Here is a 17497-nt window from a genome sequence, read left to right as displayed (position 1 = left end):
TATGAATGCACGGGACCCCGGCCGCTGTCCTCCAGCGCCCGGGGCCAGTCCTGACTGCTCTGCCCGCCTCGGCCTCAGTGACCCAGGCCGTGCCCGTCGTCCTCGCCGAAGTCGAGGTCGGCGGCGCGGCGGGAGGCCTCGCGCTTGCGCTCCTCAAGCGTCGGAGCAGGCACGTCGTCCTGCCCGGTGTCCCCGTCGTCCAGACCGAAGTCCAGGTCGTGGGCCACGCCGGCGTCCGGCTCCGCGTCCGCAGGGACAGGAGCGTCGTCCGGTCCGTCCAAGCGCAGGGCCGGGGCCACGCGCTCGTGGTACAGGTGCTCGGGCGTGCCCTCGGTGCGCTCCAGTTCGGCCTGGTACCGCTCGCGCTCCGCGGCGATCTCGGCCTCGACCGCCTGCAGCTGCGCGGTGACGCCCTCGGCGGCCGGCTGCTGCTCCCCGGGCCGCTGGAGGTTCTCCGTCTGCGCGACCAGATCGAGCTCATCCTCGCTGAACAGCGAGTTGATCGCGTCGGAGCGGGCCCGCAGACCCCGCTGGTCGACGACGGCCTCGACCGGTCCATGACCGTCCCTGGAGCGGTCAGCGAAGTAGGCTGCCAGGTCGTACTCGGTGGACGCCAGGTCAATCTCGAGGTCAGCGATGCGGTGCACGTTCATGAAAACCACGGGGGCATCGGCCTGATCCTCGGAGGGGGTGAGCACGAGGGCATCCACCGTCGCGGGCAGCTCCCACTCGATCCCCGTGAGCTGCTCGGGCACAGTGAAGGAGGGGCTGAAGTAGCCCTTGGCGGCCAGTGCGACCAGCTGCTCGTCGTCGAACTCGTAGAAGGCGTCGACCTTCTCGCCCTGGCCGTGAGAGTAGGTCACCTGGGTGATCCCGTACGGCAGCGGCTCGGAGGGAGTGATCGAGCGCAGCTCGCCCACGACGTGCAGGTAGGGCCGGTAGTTCTCCTCCTTGCCCCGGTGCTTGAGCTCGACAGAGTCGACCAGCACCCCGATCTGGGCATCGAGCCCGTCATACCGGTGCGCCTGCACGCCCCGCTCCCGCAGGACCCGGTCGGCCCACACGTCGTTCATCATCAGTCCAGCAGTGCGCATCAGTTGCTCCTCTTCCGGTTGGTCTTCTTGCTCGGGCGGGTGGTCCTGGGTGCGGTGCTGACCTGGGCCTGCGCCAGGACGCGGGCCTCGCGCACGGCCTCAATACGACGGGTGGACCAGCGCCACATCCCGCGCATCGCGGCGATCTCCGCGGCGGCCAGGAGCAGGACCACGAACAGCAGCGGGGCTACCCACATCGCGACGGTTCCGGCCATGGTCAGGTCACCGCCGGCCGCGCCCGACTGCCGGTGCAGCCACGCGCCGAGCATCGGGATCACGACCATTGCGGTCATCGAGGCCAGCAGGTAGTCGGCGATGAGCACGACCGAGCGGAAGAACACCGCCCAGATCAGCACCGGCGATCCTCCGGAGCCCTTCCCGGGTGCCAGGCGGCGCAGCGCGCCGGCCAGAGTCGAGGGCCCACGCCCGGCCTTCGGCCTGGCAGGGGCCTTCCCGACGGTGGCCGCAGTGGTGGCCTCCCCACGGGCTTCGTCCTCCGTCGCGCTGCCGGTCTTGTCCAGGGTCTGGATCGTCATCGTCTCGTCCTTCGTTGTTGTCGTGTCTGTGTGGGTGGGCCGCAGGTCAGCCGCTGTGGCCGGGCCCGGGGCTGGCCGTCGGGGCCGGTGAAGCAGAAGCAGGCGGCGTCTGCGCGGCAAGCTGGTCCCGCGTCCGGGCCGAGGCCCGGTACGCCTCAAACGAGGCGACAGTTCCGTCCTGTCCGGTGGCGAAGGTGAAGACCACGTACTCGCTCTTGGCCGTGGGCTTGCCGTCCACGGAGACCGGGTCCAGGCGCGCAACTCCGGCATAGGCGTAGTCCAGGCCTTTCACCGCGATCACGTCGGCATCAAAGTCGGCCAGCTGGTACGCTGTCCCCGCCCCCTGTCCGGCACCGGTTGCTGCCATCCATTCGGGTATGAACTCGGTGAGGCTTCGGGACGAGTTCCCGAGGAACCCGTACCGGGCGTCGAGGGCAACCTGCGTCTCCCTGACGGTCCGCGACGAGGCCGAGGAGTCCGTCAGGCTCAGCAGCACCGAACGCGCTGTGGCCCGATCCCGGTCGGCCCGCTCGGCGTCCATCCCCGGCAGGTCGGACAGCAGCCGGGCGTGCTTGGTCTCAAGGGCCGCCTGCGCGTCCTCCTGCTTACCTTGGAGCTGCACGATGAGCTGGTCGGCTTTGCTGTCGGCGTCCGCCGAGCCGTCGGCCAGCAATGCCGGAACCAGGGAGAGCAAAGACAGCGCCAGCAGCGTTCCGGTGCTGCAGACCAAGACCTTTCCGGCCCTGGCGCGTACCCAGTCCTTCGCGTCCTCGATCACGGTGTCTTCACCTCCTGCCGCAAGGCCTCGCCCGTGGTCGTCGTTCCGGTCTGGACCCCGGAGAAGCTCTTGCGGGTCATGTCGTAGTCGGCGCGTGCCCAGGCCAGCACCCCCGGGGCCTGCCCGGCCGCCGGACGGGTCTGCAGCGCCAGCCAGGTGACCCGGATCGTGCCGCCCACCTCCACCGAGTAGGGGCGCTGGGCGACCCACTCGAAGCCGGAGTCGAAGCTCATCGGGATCTCATTGCCCGCGGGCACGGCCTTATCCGAGGCCAGCAGGTACCAGGGCTGGAGCGCGGCCTGCCCGACGTCGGGGACGAAGTACGGGGTGAGGTTCCGGCGCGTCGGCTCGGCGGCGGTCTGGTCCAACGTCCCGCCCGCGCCCGTCACCGAGGGCGTCAGATGGCGGTACTCGTTCTGCAGGCGGGCGATCTGCTCCGCAGCACCCTGCGCCGTAACCAGGGCGCGGTCGGCGTCCATGGCCTCCGGGAGGGCATCGGCATGCACCTGCGCGGTGCGGATCTGTTCGCGCAGGGAGACGATCTGCTGGGCCTTGTCGTGGCTGACGGCGGCCTCGCCGCCGGAGAGACCCGCGCCGACCACAAAGCACAGTAGCGCAGCCGCTCCCATGCCCACCCCGCCGATGGCCGCCCGGCGGCTCATCAGCGCGCCCGGAACATTTCCGTCCCCGGTGGGCTCGGCGTCGCCCGGTGCAGCACCGGCGTCCGGCGCTGCCACGAAGCGGGTCTTGCGGACAGGCTTGTCAGCCCGCACACCCGACTCGTCGATCTTTGTCGATGCCATTGCCCCTCAACTCGCTCTTCGTCTCGAATACCAGTACAACTCTATCAAGAAGATGAGTCGAAAGGGAGTCGGATCATCTGGAATGGCGAGTCGAACCGCCAGAGGGAATCGCGGACAGGCCCGAGACCTTTCCCTGCGCGTCGACGGTGAGGAACACCAGCACGGTCCGGTACGACTTGACCCGGTCCGGTGCCACCTTGTTCTGGGACACCGCGTCGGAGGTGACCGCCACCTCGACCTGCACCGCGTATGTGTACTGGTCCGCCGTGACCTTCACGACTTCGAGGTCCATGTCGGCATTGACCGACGAGTTCAGTCCCTGCGTATCGATGTAGTAGTAGCGCTTGCCCGAGGCGTCCTCGTTGAAACGCGCCGGCGGCATGAACTGCGTCAGGAACTGCCCGTCCTCGGAGAGGTCGTAGCGCTCCTTCAGGTTCCGGCGCACCGCCTCGTAGGCCTGGCCGGAGTCCCAGGTGAACGCCGTCTTCACCAAACGGTCCACGACCTGCGTGTCGTCATGGATCCGACCCTGACTCACGCCGAGCGACTGCATGACATCCTGCTCGACCTGCTCGGACTTCGCGGCCTCGATCGAGGCAAGGTGCCCCTGCAGGCCCGTGATCGTCTGCTGCTGCCCATCCAGTGCGTTGCGCTGGGACCCCCAGGTCAGTCCGGTCACCGTCACGGCGGTAGCCAGCAGCGCCGCGACCCCTACCACCAGTGCGTTGCGCCGCATGAAGCCGGGCCCCGCCGCTGCTGTCGCGTCCGTGCCTTCGCTGTCAATCTGCTGCTCCTGCATCATCAGCCCTCTCCGCTTCCGTTGCCCGTCGCTGATGCACCCTGCTGGTGCTCCGCCCCGGCGGCGGTCACCACGACCTTGAGGTCGTCGAATGTCCCGGTCCTCCCGTCGTAGGAGTAGGCCGCATTCGCCCACGCCAGCACCTGTCCACTCGCAGTGTCCCGGCACAGCCAGATCACCCGCGCCGTGCGCGTGGTGCCCGTGGCGTCCTGGACGGCGAGGTCCGGCATCACCGACTCGACCGACCAGGCGTACACGTCGGGGGAGGAGGCCTTCACGCCCTCGTAGCGCACGTACCAGGGGAACCGCGGATCGATTTGCGTGCTCGGGTCGAACGGCGTCACCGAGGTCCAGGAGTAGGCTCCCTTCTCGTCGGCCAGGAACGAGCGCAGGCTGAACAGCGGTGCCAGCGTCCGGCGGTGCTCGGCGATCTGCAGCATTGCCGCGTTCGGCGTGCCATTGCCTGCGTTGGGCTGCGTGGCCGCCTCATGGTGCAGCTGCGCGAAGCCCTGCTGGGCCTCGGCGACCTTCCGGGCGTCCTTTGCGGCGGCCTCCGTCAGCCGCATCATTTTCCCGGACAGGTCCGTGGCGACCGGCGTGCTCCTGGCATCCTCGACCTGAACCTGGAGCGAGGCGATCCGGTCGGCGTTGGCCGCGTGCTCAACCTCGAAACCCCTGCCGGTCACTCCCGCGGCCGCCGCCAGCCCCAGGATGGCCACGCCCATCACGCCGCTCAGGACCAGGCGCGTCCGCCGCGCCGACTCCTGCGGGGTGCGGGCCTGCAGCTCGCAGTGCCGCTCGGAACGCCAGCTCTCGAAGCGGGCCTCGAGCTCAACCCCACTGACCCGCCTGCGGGTGGCGGGGGCCTTCAGCTTTTTCGGCACGCCGTCGTCTGCCTTCGCACCGTCGTTGTCCACGACCGTGTTCCCGGCTCTGCCATGCGCGTCATCGTCCGCACTTGTCACGGTGCCCGTCCCTTCTCGCGTTGTCCTCATATATGACTCCAAGTCTATCGGCAATGGTCATTGAATAACGAGTCTGAACCATTCGACAGGTCTCTTTGGACAGATCTGGATGCAGAAAGGGCCGGTGCCCGGATCATCCGGACACCGGCCCTGCAGTCCGCCGGCTACGCCGGCAGCTCGCCGCCCTTGGCGATGAGATCCGTGACGTCGACGAACACCCACCCCTCGGACTTCATCCGCTCGGCGCTGTCGACGCGGACACGGCCCATGAACGCGCAGTATCCGGCCTCGCCGAGAATGACCTTGTCGCCCTGCACGCCCAGCACCACGAGCGTGTGGCCCGCAGACCCCGAGCCGGGCCCGGAACCGACCGAGTACGCCGTCGGCGTGCTCGAGACCTGCTTGCCCGTCATGGACGCGATCGCGTTCGCCGTGTCGATGCCGTTGCCCGGCGGGTACTGCTGAAACGAGGTGTACTTGTTCATGAAGTAGACCGAGAACGACACGCAGTTCATGGCGTGGTTGTCGCCACAGGAGCCCGGTCCGCCAGCGCCGTACTTGTCGTCCAGGAACTTGTCACCCTCCTGGTTGTACAGGTCGACCAGCTGCTGGGCCTGCTCCGCGTTCATGCCGCCGTCGACGAGGCTGCCCGGGCGCACCTTGGTGCCGCTGTCGCAGTTGCCGAAGATGGAGCGGATGCCGCTGCCGACCGTGTCGACGATGCCGCCCACGATGTCCTGGACCCCGCCCACAACCGAGGTGTCGACCGTCCAGCCGCTCATCTTGCCGAACCACATCTCGGCGTCGGCGGCGCGCTCCCGCATCTGCGCGGCGTTGTCCGCCGAGCGCTCCCACTTGTCGTGAAAGTGCTGCGCAGCAGCAGAGGGAGAACCCTGGGAGGTCTTGATCATGTCCTTGAATACGGCCACGTCACCCGGGTTGTCGCCCTCCGCCATGAACGCCAGCTGGGCCTTGATGGTGTACCAGTCGAGGTTCTTGGACTTGGCGTAGTCCAGCAGCATCGTGGTTCGCCCGTTCGACCACTGACCCAGGCCGATGCCGCCGTGCGACTGGCCGGGGATGTGGGTGAAGTTCCCGTCCCAGGCGGTCTGCTTGCGCGGACCGATCTGGTACGGCTCGTTGTAGATGCCCTCCACGCTGGTGGGGTCCACGCCCGACTCCTGCGACCAGTTGCCCAGGATGCCTGCAATGTTCTCTTCGGGCATGCCCCAGGTCTTCAGCACGGAGTAGACGGCCCTGGCGTTCGCCTCGGTGTTCGCCGGGACGTCAGCGCCAGAGCCATTGCGGCTGGTGTTGACGATGCAGTTGGTCATGGTCGAGCCGCGGCCGCCGTCGAGGCCGGACTGGTCCAGCACACCGGTGAGGACCGTGCTGAGCACGGCCGCCACGGCAACAGCAGTGGCCAGACCGGATGCAGCGGTGGCCACCGGGGCGACGGTGGCCGTGACGGTGACCCCGAACACGGCTCCGGCCGCCTTGCCCACCAGGCCGCCCAGCGCGATGAACGGCGCGACGATCGTGTGCCCGACGGCCTTGGCGATCCCGAGGATGAAGCCCCAGATCATGCTGGCCGCGTTGGCGGCCATCGCGAGCATCGCGAAGAACATGGTCTTGAGCCACTTCAGGAACGCCATGAGAATAAGCAGACCCGCAGCCGGGGGAGCGGCCACCGCCGTGCTGCCTACGGCGACTCCCTTGGCGGTCTTGGACAGCAGCTGGCCGTCCTTCTCCTTCTGCGAGGTCCGCTCGTAGCCGGTGCCCCCGGCACCGAGTCGCTTGTCGGCAGGCTCCGCGTCCGGACCTCCGCCGGTGACCTTGGACGCTCCGTCGACAACGTCCTTGCCGGTCTCCAGGCCCACATTCTTGGCAGCGCCGACCGCTGCCCCGGGCAGCGCGCCGACACCGCCGGCGGCGGCTCCGGCCTGCGCGCCGGCGACAGCTCCCGAGGCAGCCGCTCCCGCGTACCGGGCGGCACCGCGGCGGACCGCGCTGCTGCCGTCGCCCTCGACCGCCTTACGGGCCGCTCCTCCGGCTGCCCCGGCGGCGACACCGTCAAGGCTCTTCGCGGCCTTGGCGGCCGTGCTGGGCTTGATGCCCGTGTCAGCAGCATCCGCGGCCTTGTCAGCGGCAGCCGCTGCATCCGTGGCCGGTGCGGCTCCCAGGCTCTTTGACCCGCGACCCGCCGACGTCGAGCCGGCCGGCCGTGACGCGGGGGAGGTCCCCGAAGTCTTCTGCAGGCCCTTGATCTTGTCCGCATCCCCGGACGGGGTAGGAGCGGCGGCCGCCCCGGTACGGGGTCCGGTGCTGCGCGCGCCGGACCCCTCTCGGCGAGGGGGCTGCGGCTCCTCCTTCGCACCCCCGTCTGCGGACCTGCGGTCCCCGCGGGGCGATGCACCGCGCCGTGCCGGGTCATCCCGCCGCGGCGGCTTGTCGATGGCCATGAGCTTGTCCTTTCCGGCTCGATGCCTTGGTGGTGAGAGCCCGCTCCGAGGAGCGCGCTCAGTGGTAGACGGTCAGGAAGTTCCCGGCCGAGTTCGCGGTGCTGTTGGACTGCACGTCGCGCAGCTTCACATCCAGGCCGAGCAGCTCGAGCAGGAGCCCGGACTGGTACTCCGACTTGGCCTTGCCGTAGTCCTGGTAGGCCTGGGAGAGGTTGTTCATCACGTTCGTGAGCGGGCGCATCGTCGCGTCGGAGGACCGGTAGTCCTTCTTCAGATCGGTGCCGTCGGAGAGGACCCACTTCATGTCCGAGACCTGCTGGCTCGTGCTGTCGCTGCCCTCGGCGCGCTTGTCGGCGAGGAACTCCACATAGCCCTTCCCGGCGGGCACGAGCGTGTCGAGGTAGCCGTCGTAGGCGTTGCCCGCGCGCCAGTTGAAGTCCAACCCTCCGGGCACGACATGGCCGGTCTTCAGCTCCAGCGTCGCCTTCCCGTCCTTGGCCTCGGCCGTCGAGGCACCAGTCACCTGGTCACCGGCGAGGGAGGTCGGCACGGCCGGCGGACGGAGGAAGAGCCCGTCGACCTTAGTGGTCGCCAGGTCGGAGGTGTACGACTCGATCTGCTTCAGGCTCGTGCGCATCGCGAGCAGCTTCTGGTCGAGCTTGTCCCGTGTCTGCTGCTCCTGGGCCTTTAGTACGACGTCGTAGTAGGCGCGGGCCGGATCGAAGCTGGCCGCGTCCAATGCCGGGATGTTGGTGGTGCCCGACGCGCCGGGGTTGATGATCACGCGCCACTGGTCGTACTTCTTGAAGCTTGAGTCGCCCACGGCCTGGTCGTCCTTGCTCTGCTGCCGCTCGTCGTAGGTCAGCTCGGCGTTCGCGCGGATGGTCAGGTTGAGCACCTGCCGGTCGAAGGGCCGATCCGCGTCCAGGAGGACCCCGACGTAGCCGGTCGAGCCGAAGACGTGGAAGGTGCCCCGGATCCCGCTGGTGCTGACCTTCTCGGTCTGCAGCTTGTCATTAGTACCCAGCAGGAAGGCTTGGTAGTCCGCCGCGTTGTACGAGATCGCCGCGCTGGCGGGAAAATGCATCATGACCAGCGCCTTGTTGCCGCTGTGATTGGTGTAGACCCCGTCGACCGTGCCCTTGAGCTGGGTCTTCGAAGAGGTGAACTCGGTGTTGTAGAGCGCGGTGTGCGACAGCGCATCACTGCCAGCTTTGAAGGCGGCGGCTCCCGAGCCGGACACCACGACCAGCCCCAGCACCGCGAAGATGCCGAAGAACACCCCGAAGCGCTCGATCGCGTGGTGCGAGTCGAGCTTGAACCGCCTGCCGATGGCCAGCGCCTTGTCCTTGATCCCCATGTCCGTTCCCGTTCGTCCTGTCCTTGCTCTGCCTGTCCTGCTCTTCATCAGCGCCCGTCGTCCGACCCCGGAAACGACGCACCGGGCCGGAAGAGGCCTGGTGACCTCAACCGACCCGGTGCGGTCCGTTGACGCTCTGTGTGCCCGGCCTGATTCCCGCCGCGCCGGGCCTAGCCCAGTCCGCCGCTGGTCAGCACGTGGCTGACCGTCTGCACGAGGACCGAGCCGCCGCCGAGGTCCTCCAGAGTCTTCTGGCCACCGGAGCCGATGGTGTTGATCAGCGACCACCCGCCGGTGCCGAGCGCGCCGCCGACCAGGATGAGCAGGGCGATGGTGCCCCAGCCCTGCTGCTGGCCCGCGGACTGCGGGGTGGCCATCAGCTTCTTGATCAGGAGCACGCCGCCCCAGACCAGTCCGACCGCACCCAGGAGCATGAGCAGCAGCCCGCCCCAGAGCTGGATCTGGGACTTCGCGTTCTCCAGGAAGCTCGTCAGGTCCCAGGCCGCGGTGGGCAGGGCGACCCGCTCGAGTGCCGCCTCGTGGATCTTCGTCATGATTCTTTCCTCTCGCCTATCGAATGGTCGCTTGCATGACATGAGTCACGAGGCGACTGGCACAACCGATTCGCAAAGATAGAGCATAGCGCCCTATCAATAGTCTCTCCCGATGCGGCGTGAGTCCTCGTTGAGCGGAGTCGGGCGCTTGCCGCCAAGCCTCCGGCCACTCTCTAAGGACTCGTATACGTGCACATCTTCAATGACCAATCTACAGCATTTGAGTCATCAGTCATAGTCGTATCAGTGACGAGTCGGATACGAATCTGGAATGTACTCGAAGACCAGCGCAAACGAGGTGTCGGAGGAGGCCTGACGTTCTGCTCAAAAACGTGTAGATTTCACATGACGGGGCGCGCGGTGTGCGGCTCCGGCACGGCTCGGCATACGCTTCTTACTGAGCCCTTCGCGCCCATGTACCGACCAGGAGCCCAAACCAGATGAATGCCTTGCCCGGAGACCTCTTCGCCCGCCGACTGCGACAGGAGAGGGAACGCCTGGGCATCAGCCAGGCTGAGCTGGCCCGCAGGATCGCCGAGATCCTCGGAACGAACGTCGATCCCTCGGCGGTCACCCGGATAGAGCAGCAGATCCGCGCGGTCCGCCTGGACGAGGCGGTTGCCGCCGCCAAGGCCCTGGACATCCCGTTAGCGATCCTGGTTGCCGAGGATCCGGAGGCGGAGAGCGAGGCCCAGCTGCAGCAGTACCTCGCCGACCTCGCAGTGGCCCAGCGCGAGTGGGAGAAGAACAGGCTGGAGGTGCTGCGGCTCTCCAAGGCCATCCAGGTGTTGGGCGGCGGCGCACATCTACAGGGCGCGGTCGACTTCCGCCTCCTGGAAAGCATTGACGCCCGTGTCCCGGTCGAGGAAGACGACAAGGACGGGCACCCGGTTGCCCCCGGTATCGAGGGGCCTACAAACCCAGGCGCATGACGCTGTTGCGTGCCGCCGGGTTGAACTCACGGTCGTAGACGTCCACCGTCGCTGCCCGGCTCCACCGGCCGGCGCGCATGATCTCCTCCGTGCTCGCACCGTTGCGCCGCGCCTGGGTGACATGCCCGGCCCGCAGCGAGTGGAAGCCGTAGGCGGCCGGGTTCATCCCCGCCTCGACCATCCGCGACAGCAGCATCGTGTGCAGCGCATCGCCGCTCACGCCGCGCGCATGGATCCGGGCGTCCTTCCTGTTGCGGTACGTCGCCCGGAGCAGGGGCGCACCAGAGGCCAGGTCGGCGCTGCTGATGAGCGCCACCGAGTCGACGACCCCGCAGACATGCTCCTCGAGGCCGTACGAGAACAGCTGCTGCATAATCCCCCGACGCCGCATGCGCGCGTCGTCGTGCCGGGCGAGCCCGAGCAGCGCGATCCACCGGTGCACCGCACACGGGGGACAGGATGCCGGCGAACTCCCGAACGGCAGCACAACCACGTCCGGCAGCGCGTTCTCCGGGTCGGCCTTCGAGGCTCCCACATGAACGTGGACACCATCGACCGCGTGCAGCTCGAGCCGGTTCAGCGTCAGGGCCGCCGCCTCGCTCCGGCGCAGGGCCCCTGCGAACCCGAGCCAGACCGCCAGGGCGTCCCTGGTGGCCGAGACACCTCCCGGATAGGTGTCATGCTCCATCGCCGCGATGATCCGGACCACGTCGTCCAGCAGCAGAGGACGCTTGCGCCGGGGCCTGGTGGCCCGCAGCTTGGCCAGTCCGCGCACAAGGTCCACGACGCCGCGGTGCGCCGTGGGATCCAGATAGCCTCCACGCAGATGCCTCTCCCCGATGCCGGCCAGGCGCTGGCGGATCGTCGCGACGGAGAACCGGGGCAGGCCGTCGTCGTCAAGCTGGGTGGACATCCAGGCGACGTACCAGCGCACGGTCTCCGGGTGCGCAGGCAGCGCCTCCAGGCCGTGTCCGGCGCAGAAGTCATCGAAGGCACGCCACGCCGTGGCGTAGGCGCGCCGGGTGGCAGCAGAGAGCGTGTGTCCTTCCAAGGACCGCGAGATATCCTCGAGCTCGCGCAGCTCGTCGTCCACCTCCGGCTCCGGCGGGACCGTCGGAGCGCTGAGTGCTGCAAGCCTCGCCTGTGCTGCCATGACTCCAGTCTCGACTCACTGGCCGGAGAATCCAAGTCGCAATGGTCTGTCAGTGGCGATTCCCATACCGCGATCGACGGAGCGGCTTCGAACCGGGTCTCTGGTAACAGCGCTTATCGGGCCATGGAGAACGGGGGGTGTCGCGTGAGCCGGGGGAGGCCGGGCCGGCGTCGCCTCATGGTCCAGCGCACGCCAGGGGAGGACAATCGGGAAGATGACAACCGCAGCACTGCCTGAGCTCTGGTCCGACTGGTGCGCCGTGGCCCGCGTGCCGGAGGACCGGATCGACGACGCCTCGCTTCAGGCCTTCGCCCTGCAATCCGGCCCGTCGAAGGCCGTGCTCGAGCGGCTGCGCAGGGCGGCCGCCCCTCCTGTGGAACCTGCTGTCGCCACGGCCTGGCCGACTGCTCACAGCTGCGACCGCTCGTCGATGCGCCGACTGCTCGCTCGAGGCGACGTGCTCGTGCGCGACCGGGCGACGGACTGGCAGCTGAGGCTGCGCCTGCGGCGCATGCTCTTCGCCGCGGTGCTCAGCGCTCCGGCGTCGCACGGCGGCCTGGGGCTCACGCGCTCCGAGATCCGACAGTTGCGGCCCGAGGACGTCCAGCGCCTGCGTCCCCGCATCGGCGTGGCCGAAGACCCGGAGTCCTGCGCTGCCTGCGCCGTGTGGTCGTGGCTAGAGGTCATCGGTACCAACAGCAGCTGGTCGCGCGCCGGCCTCAGGTCGCTGGCCCACCGCCGCGACGACCAGATGGTGGGCCACCGGCACGAGCTGCCCGACCCCAGCCCGGACTGGCTCACCTGCGTCGGGGTGCTGCCCGCGATCGACCGGTGGGGCTGGATGGACCCATACTCCTCCCTGCACCCGTCGTCGATGTCGGTCGTCGTCCGAGCGATCGACGCGCTGCTGGACGGACCAGCCCCGATGCCAACCCCCGAGCCCGAACCCCGCGCCCCCGTGCGCGTATTCACCGAAGCGGAGCGCGAGGAGGTCTACGCCAGGGCCGACGAGCTGACGGCACGCGTCGCCGCGATCCTCCTCGAGTACGAGCAGCGAAGTTAGGATCGACCCATGGGATTCGACTGGGGTCAGGTGTTCGACGTTGACGAGAAGGCGGCCGGCGGGGTCTACGACCAGGCTGCCTCCGACGCGCTGTATCAGGACCATCCCCGGCAGGTGCCGGACATGATTCCGGGGAGCCCCGTCGATCCTGGCGACAAGAAGATCGTTCTGCCGTTCGACGAGGTGTGAGCGGGAACAGCAGCTCAAGGAGCCTCGTCGTCGGGAGGCATCAAAGGGCCGCAATAAGGCCAACGCGCTGGACCTGGTCCTCGTCGTCCTCGTCGAACTCCTCCGATTCGTCGACGGCGTCAGTCGCGCCGTAGGCCGCCGCTCGCTCGGCTGCACGCTTCTCCCGCAGGTGGTCGATGAAGACCGATGCGATCGCGCTCTTCTGCTCATCGGTAAGCGGCACCGCCGTAGCCCGGATCTTCGCCACGTGCGCCTCATGCCTGGCCTGGGCCGTCATCTCCCTGCCGAAGCACTCGTCCAGGGCTGCCTCGTCGAAGGTGAGCTTCCTCACCAGCCGTCCTCCGCGACCTGGGGTCATCGCGTATTCGCCTCGCAGGTCGCCACGCTTGAATGACTGGCGAATCCGGGCTTCGCTGCAGTTCTGCCGCTGAGCCGCCTCGCGCACGTCGAGCCGTCCTGCGTCGCCGATGTCGACGGTGTGGTTCGCGCGATCGCGGATGTGCGCCAGCGGGCCTGCGAAGGCCGCCTCGAGATCGGCCTCGTCGAAGGTGAGCCTCTTCTGGACGGATCCGTTGCGCCCGGGGTACGTCTCGTATCGCCCCTCGATGCCGCCCTGCTTGAACAGGCGTCGAAGCGTCTCGTGGTTGCAGCCGTACTTGTCGGCCGCTGTCATCACGTCCAGGCGCATACGTCCCCCCTCGGGAAGATCGAAGACCGCCTGGTTAGTCTGCCGGGGGTCGAATCGAATGGTCATCTGATAGATGACTGTACACGATTCGACTCATCTATCAAATGACCTATGCGATGGCCCGGCTAATCCTTCTATGCGGACGGGGGAGTGAAGTCGATGTCCACGAGAGAGGAGTCGAAGCCGCGCGAGCGACCGCTGCCCGGCGGTGCGGGCAGGATCGTGACCGTTGCGATCTTCTCCAGGATGAAGCGCTTGCGCGAGAGCTCCAGATCCTTCCACTCCTCGATGAGGTTCCCTCCCCGGAGCAGGTCTCGCCCCGGATTGCTGGGCGGCGGTGCAAGCTGTCCCTCGATCTTGAGCATCAGGCCGCGGATGCGCCCCGACTCCTCCCGGACGCCCTCCTCGTCGAGGATCCCCGCCGTGAAGAGGCGTGCGAGCCCGCTGTACTTCTTCCGCAGCTCTTCGAGCTCGTCCTGCAGCTTGTCGCGATCGATCGACTTGTCCTCGGCGATGTCGAACAGCGCCATGGCGTCCGGCTGGCTCAGACGCCACAGCACCTGCTCCTCGACGAAGTCGTCGACGGGCTGCGCCGTCCGCGACAGATGCTTGTGCTTGAGGCAGGCGTACAGCCTCTTCGGCTCGAACTCCCTGTACACGCCGTCCTTCCCCGTGTACGCCGAGCGCTGGTAATACTGCGTGAACAGGCGCGTGTCGTCGTCGCAGCGCCCGCATCGGGCGATCCCGCTGAGCAGGTACTTCGGGTCGGTCCCCCAGTCGCGCTCGCGAAGCGGGTCATTGAGCAGCAGCTGGACACTGTCCCAGACGTCCGCCGTAACGATTGGGTCGAAGTCGCCTGCATAGGACTTGTCGGACATCCTCGCGCCCGCTGCCCGCTTCTTGTCGTCAGACTCCCATTTCGAGATGATCCCCTTGTACCGGGTGTTGCCGAACATCGAGCGCAGATTGTGAGTGCTCCACGGCCGGCCTCGGCTCGTCGTGAAGCCCTGCGCATTCAGGTCGCGGGCTATCTGAGCCATGCCTGTGCCGTTGAGATAGTCCTCGAACGCCTTCTTGACCGCCGCCGCCTCGTCGTCGATCTGAGTCACCCCATCGTCGTCATAGCCAAGGATCCGCACGCGGCCGATGGGCAGCCCACGACGACGCCTTGTCTCGTTGGCGTGGATGGCTCGCTCAGACTTGCGCCGGATCTCGAACCTTGCCACCGCAGCGAGCATGGTCGCCCTGAACTCGCCATCGGCGGTCGTCAGATCGATGTCGCCGTCGACGGTAGCGACCTTCGCCTTGAGGTCGATCAACTTGACCAGGTCCTGCAAGGTCCGCAGCAGGCGGTCGAGGTCACGGGCCACGACGACGTCGAACTTGCCCGCGCGCAGGTCCTGAAGCATCGAGGCCCAGCGAGTAGTCGAGTCGCGGGCCTTCGTCGCTGAGATGCCGTCGTCGATGTACTCCGGACCGTACTCCCAGTCGCGCGCTTCGCAGAAGGCGCGGATGCGTCGTCGCTGCGTCTCCAGGGTCAGCGACTCGTCCGAGTCGTCGTCGGACTTGGAGACGCGGAGGTACACAGCAGCAAGGGTCACGTATCTGAGCCTAACTGCATCAATGCAATAAACGTGTGAAGGACGGTGATGCTCGTGTTCAAGCAGCCAGTGCGGTCAGCCGCATGCCATGCTTGATTGGGTTCCTATCGCCCCGCGCGACTCACGAACCACTGGGCCAAACTCGCCCCTCTCCAGGGAAAATGCCGTCTCGGGAGGTGCGCCGCGACCACTCTGTCTACCCCCGTGCTGTTCGCCACCTGAGTCTTGGCCGAGGTTGCCAACGCCGGCTTCGTGGTCGTCGCGCTCAGCATGAAACCGGTCTTGTAGCCGCGGACCAGAAAGGGCAAGCCCTGGCGGTCCTTCCGTCCGGCACCGCGACAGCCGCCCTGGCCGGCGTCCCGGCGAGTGCGCCGCTCGGCACAGTGATGGTCGCGTAGACGTGGCGCGTACCTACTTCCGTGCGAGTGCCTCGCCTCAGACACGAGACAGGATGTCACGTTACTGATACACGTCCGTGTAAAGTCTCTGATACAGGAATAAGAGCGACAGCAGGAGCAAGCACGTATGGCCGAGTTGGCAGAGGCATCCAGGAAAACGACCGCGCGGATCGTCTGGGACACCGCTGACAAGTACCTGCGCAACATCGTCGACGAAGAAGACTACGGTGACTACATCCTTCCGTTCACGGTGCTCCGCCGACTGGAGTGCATGCTCGCCGACACCAAAGACGACGTCATCAAGTTTGTCGATTCATTCGCCAATATGCCCCAGCACCTGATCGACATCGCGGTCAAGGACAGGTTCGGCTTGGGCTTCTACAACGTGTCCCGGCTAGACCTGGCGACGATCGCATCGGTAGACGACAACGTGGACAAGTCTCTCAAGAGCTACATCGACGGGTTCTCGAACAACATTGCGGACATCTGGGTCTCGTTCGACTTCAATCGGCGCGCGAAGGTCCTTGCCGACGCGAACAGGCTGCACGCCGTTGTCAAACATTTCTCGACGCTCGATCTCAGTCCGAACAGCCTCAGTAATACTGGCATGGGCGACGTCTTCGAGGACGTCATGTACCGGGCCTTCAATAAGAAGGGCAAAGCCGCCGGTAACTTCTACACCCCGCGAGACGCAATCCGGCTCATGGTAGACGTACTGATCAGCAACGACGACGACACTATCGCCTCCGATCACGCCGCGCGTTCGGTCTACGATCCGACGGCCGGCTCCGGAGGCATGCTGCTGATCGCGCAGGAAGCGCTGAAGCGCACCAATGAGAAGGTCGACGTCACTCTCTATGGCCAGGAACTCATGCCGTCCGCGTTCGCGCTTGGTAAGGCCGACCTGCTCATCCAGGGTGGCCGTCCCGACGCGATCAAGAAGGGCAACACCCTCGTTGAGGATCTCTACGAGGAGCAAACCTTTGACTACGTACTCTCGAACCCTCCGTTCGGCGTCGACTGGGAGGTCGAGGAGAAATCGGTGCGCGAGCAAGCGAAGACGCCGGGATCTCGCTTTAGCCACGGTCTTCCCAGCACTGCCGACGGCCAGATGCTCTTCTTGGCCCACTGCGCGTCGAAGCTCAGCCCGGCAGCCAAGAATGGGCAAGGGGGCCGCGCTGCTGTGGTCTCGAACGCCGCGCCGCTATTTGGTAGCGACAAGGGACCAAACGCGATCCGCCAGTGGCTGCTGGATGAGGACCTCATCGATGCGATCATCGCGCTGCCTACAAGCATGTTCTACGGCACCGGAATCGCCACATACGTGTGGATCCTGGACACCAACAAGGATCCGGAACGCGAAGGCAAGATCCAGCTCATCGACGGCTCAGCGCAATGGGAGACCATGCGTAAGCCAATGGGCGACAAGCGCCGTGAGATGAGCAAACGCAACCGGAGCGTCGTGCTGGAGGCGTACAGAGCCTTCGAGCTTGCTGACCCTGCGATCTCCCGCGTCATGACGCCGGATGACTTCAAGTTCCAAGACATTCCCATCTTCCGACAGGCGCGATTCTCGACCCAGTTCAGCGAGAAGGTCGTCGAAGAATTACGCGCGCGCCGCGACTTCTCGGATGGTCATGTCGACGTGCTGAAGAAGCTCGACGGAACGGCATGGAACGAAATACCTCAAGTGTTACCGAAGCTTGCAAAAGCTAATGGGCTCAAGGCCGGTATTGGGCTGGTGGATGCTGTCATGAGGGCGATGGGCGTCCCAGACGAGGCGGCGGCTCCGGCCGTTGATCGTAAAGGCAACCCCGTCGCAGCGGATGGCTGGAAGATCACTGAACGCGTCCCCCTGAGCGAAGATATCGATGAGCACATGAAGCGTGAGGTGCTTCCATTTGCACCAGACGCGAGGTGGGACCCGGCGAAGGCCAAAGATGGGAATGACATCCCGTTCACAAGAATCTTCTACACGCCAGAAACGCCACACTCACTCGCCGAAATCGATGCCGACGTCGAACGGATTATGGGCGAGCTTGTCGATATGTTCAAAGTCGTGAGCGACGAATGAGAAAAGATATTGCTGCACGTCTAGGGGTAGCCAGATGGAATCTCCATC

Annotated in this window: 16 protein-coding genes; 4 read left to right on the top strand and 12 right to left on the bottom strand. The window is 66.6% G+C overall.

The annotated features are described in order from the left end of the window. Positions 1-74: 74 nt before the first annotated feature. From QN084_RS01610 to QN084_RS01570, 9 genes are all read right to left on the bottom strand, one after another. On the bottom strand, positions 75-1094 hold the full coding sequence (locus QN084_RS01610; protein ID WP_069694992.1) for a hypothetical protein: 1020 nt from the start codon (positions 1092-1094) through the stop codon (positions 75-77). Beyond that, positions 1094-1630, bottom strand: coding sequence for a hypothetical protein (locus QN084_RS01605; protein ID WP_069694991.1), 537 nt, complete (start codon positions 1628-1630; stop codon positions 1094-1096). Before QN084_RS01605 ends, QN084_RS01610 begins: the two co-directional genes overlap by 1 nt. 46 nt (positions 1631-1676) lie before the next feature. Next, positions 1677-2408: a hypothetical protein gene (locus tag QN084_RS01600; RefSeq protein WP_069694990.1), complete on the bottom strand. Its 732-nt coding sequence runs from the start codon at positions 2406-2408 to the stop codon at positions 1677-1679. Beyond that, on the bottom strand, positions 2405-3211 hold the full coding sequence (locus QN084_RS01595) for a hypothetical protein (RefSeq protein ID WP_069694989.1): 807 nt from the start codon (positions 3209-3211) through the stop codon (positions 2405-2407). Before QN084_RS01595 ends, QN084_RS01600 begins: the two co-directional genes overlap by 4 nt. A 73-nt stretch (positions 3212-3284) precedes the next feature. After that, the gene (locus QN084_RS01590) at positions 3285-4013 is read right to left on the bottom strand and encodes a hypothetical protein (RefSeq protein WP_069694988.1); all 729 of its coding nucleotides are present in this window, start codon (positions 4011-4013) and stop codon (positions 3285-3287) included. Further along, positions 4013-5005 carry a hypothetical protein gene (locus tag QN084_RS01585; RefSeq protein ID WP_069694987.1) on the bottom strand — a complete coding sequence of 331 codons (993 nt, stop codon included), beginning with the start codon at positions 5003-5005 and terminating at the stop codon, positions 4013-4015. Before QN084_RS01585 ends, QN084_RS01590 begins: the two co-directional genes overlap by 1 nt. A 134-nt stretch (positions 5006-5139) precedes the next feature. After that, positions 5140-7437, bottom strand: coding sequence for a phage tail tip lysozyme (locus QN084_RS01580; protein WP_069694986.1), 2298 nt, complete (start codon positions 7435-7437; stop codon positions 5140-5142). Between the two features lie 58 nt (positions 7438-7495). After that, the gene (locus tag QN084_RS01575; RefSeq protein WP_069694985.1) at positions 7496-8797 is read right to left on the bottom strand and encodes a hypothetical protein; all 1302 of its coding nucleotides are present in this window, start codon (positions 8795-8797) and stop codon (positions 7496-7498) included. 170 nt (positions 8798-8967) lie between these two features. Next, positions 8968-9351, bottom strand: a complete 384-nt coding sequence (locus tag QN084_RS01570; protein ID WP_069694984.1) for a hypothetical protein — start codon at positions 9349-9351, stop codon at positions 8968-8970. 440 nt (positions 9352-9791) lie between these two features. Here QN084_RS01570 and QN084_RS01565 point away from each other — a divergent pair, with 440 nt between their 5' ends. Continuing rightward, positions 9792-10283: a helix-turn-helix domain-containing protein gene (locus tag QN084_RS01565; protein WP_069694983.1), complete on the top strand. Its 492-nt coding sequence runs from the start codon at positions 9792-9794 to the stop codon at positions 10281-10283. On the opposite strand, the gene QN084_RS01560 is transcribed toward QN084_RS01565, so the two are convergent. After that, on the bottom strand, positions 10264-11436 hold the full coding sequence (locus tag QN084_RS01560) for a site-specific integrase (protein WP_069694982.1): 1173 nt from the start codon (positions 11434-11436) through the stop codon (positions 10264-10266). The genes QN084_RS01565 and QN084_RS01560 overlap by 20 nt on opposite strands. A 214-nt stretch (positions 11437-11650) precedes the next feature. On the opposite strand from QN084_RS01560, the gene QN084_RS01555 reads away from it, so the two are divergent. Both QN084_RS01555 and QN084_RS01550 read left to right on the top strand, forming a co-directional pair. Then, a complete protein-coding gene (locus tag QN084_RS01555; protein WP_069694981.1) occupies positions 11651-12499 on the top strand; it encodes a hypothetical protein in 849 nt (282 codons plus the stop codon). 9 nt (positions 12500-12508) lie between these two features. Then, positions 12509-12688: a hypothetical protein gene (locus QN084_RS01550; protein WP_069694980.1), complete on the top strand. Its 180-nt coding sequence runs from the start codon at positions 12509-12511 to the stop codon at positions 12686-12688. A 40-nt stretch (positions 12689-12728) separates the two neighbouring features. Here QN084_RS01550 and QN084_RS01545 read toward each other — a convergent pair whose 3' ends face one another. Together QN084_RS01545 and QN084_RS01540 are read right to left on the bottom strand one after the other, a co-directional pair. Then, positions 12729-13442 (bottom strand): hypothetical protein, encoded by a 714-nt coding sequence (locus QN084_RS01545; RefSeq protein ID WP_069694979.1) that lies wholly within the window; start codon positions 13440-13442, stop codon positions 12729-12731. A 68-nt stretch (positions 13443-13510) separates the two neighbouring features. Then, positions 13511-14977, bottom strand: a complete 1467-nt coding sequence (locus tag QN084_RS01540; RefSeq protein ID WP_083261878.1) for a recombinase family protein — start codon at positions 14975-14977, stop codon at positions 13511-13513. 525 nt (positions 14978-15502) lie between these two features. Between QN084_RS01540 and QN084_RS01535 the strand changes: the two genes are divergently transcribed. Continuing rightward, entirely contained in the window at positions 15503-17449 is a 1947-nt protein-coding gene (locus QN084_RS01535; RefSeq protein WP_069694976.1) for a type I restriction-modification system subunit M, read from the top strand. Positions 17450-17497 lie beyond the last annotated feature (48 nt).

This window comes from Paenarthrobacter sp. R1, from assembly GCF_030264015.1.
In the GTDB taxonomy this organism is placed as follows: domain Bacteria; phylum Actinomycetota; class Actinomycetes; order Actinomycetales; family Micrococcaceae; genus Arthrobacter; species Arthrobacter ureafaciens.
Note: the sequence above shows the minus strand (reverse complement) of the source record. Positions and strands in the feature narration are given on the sequence as shown.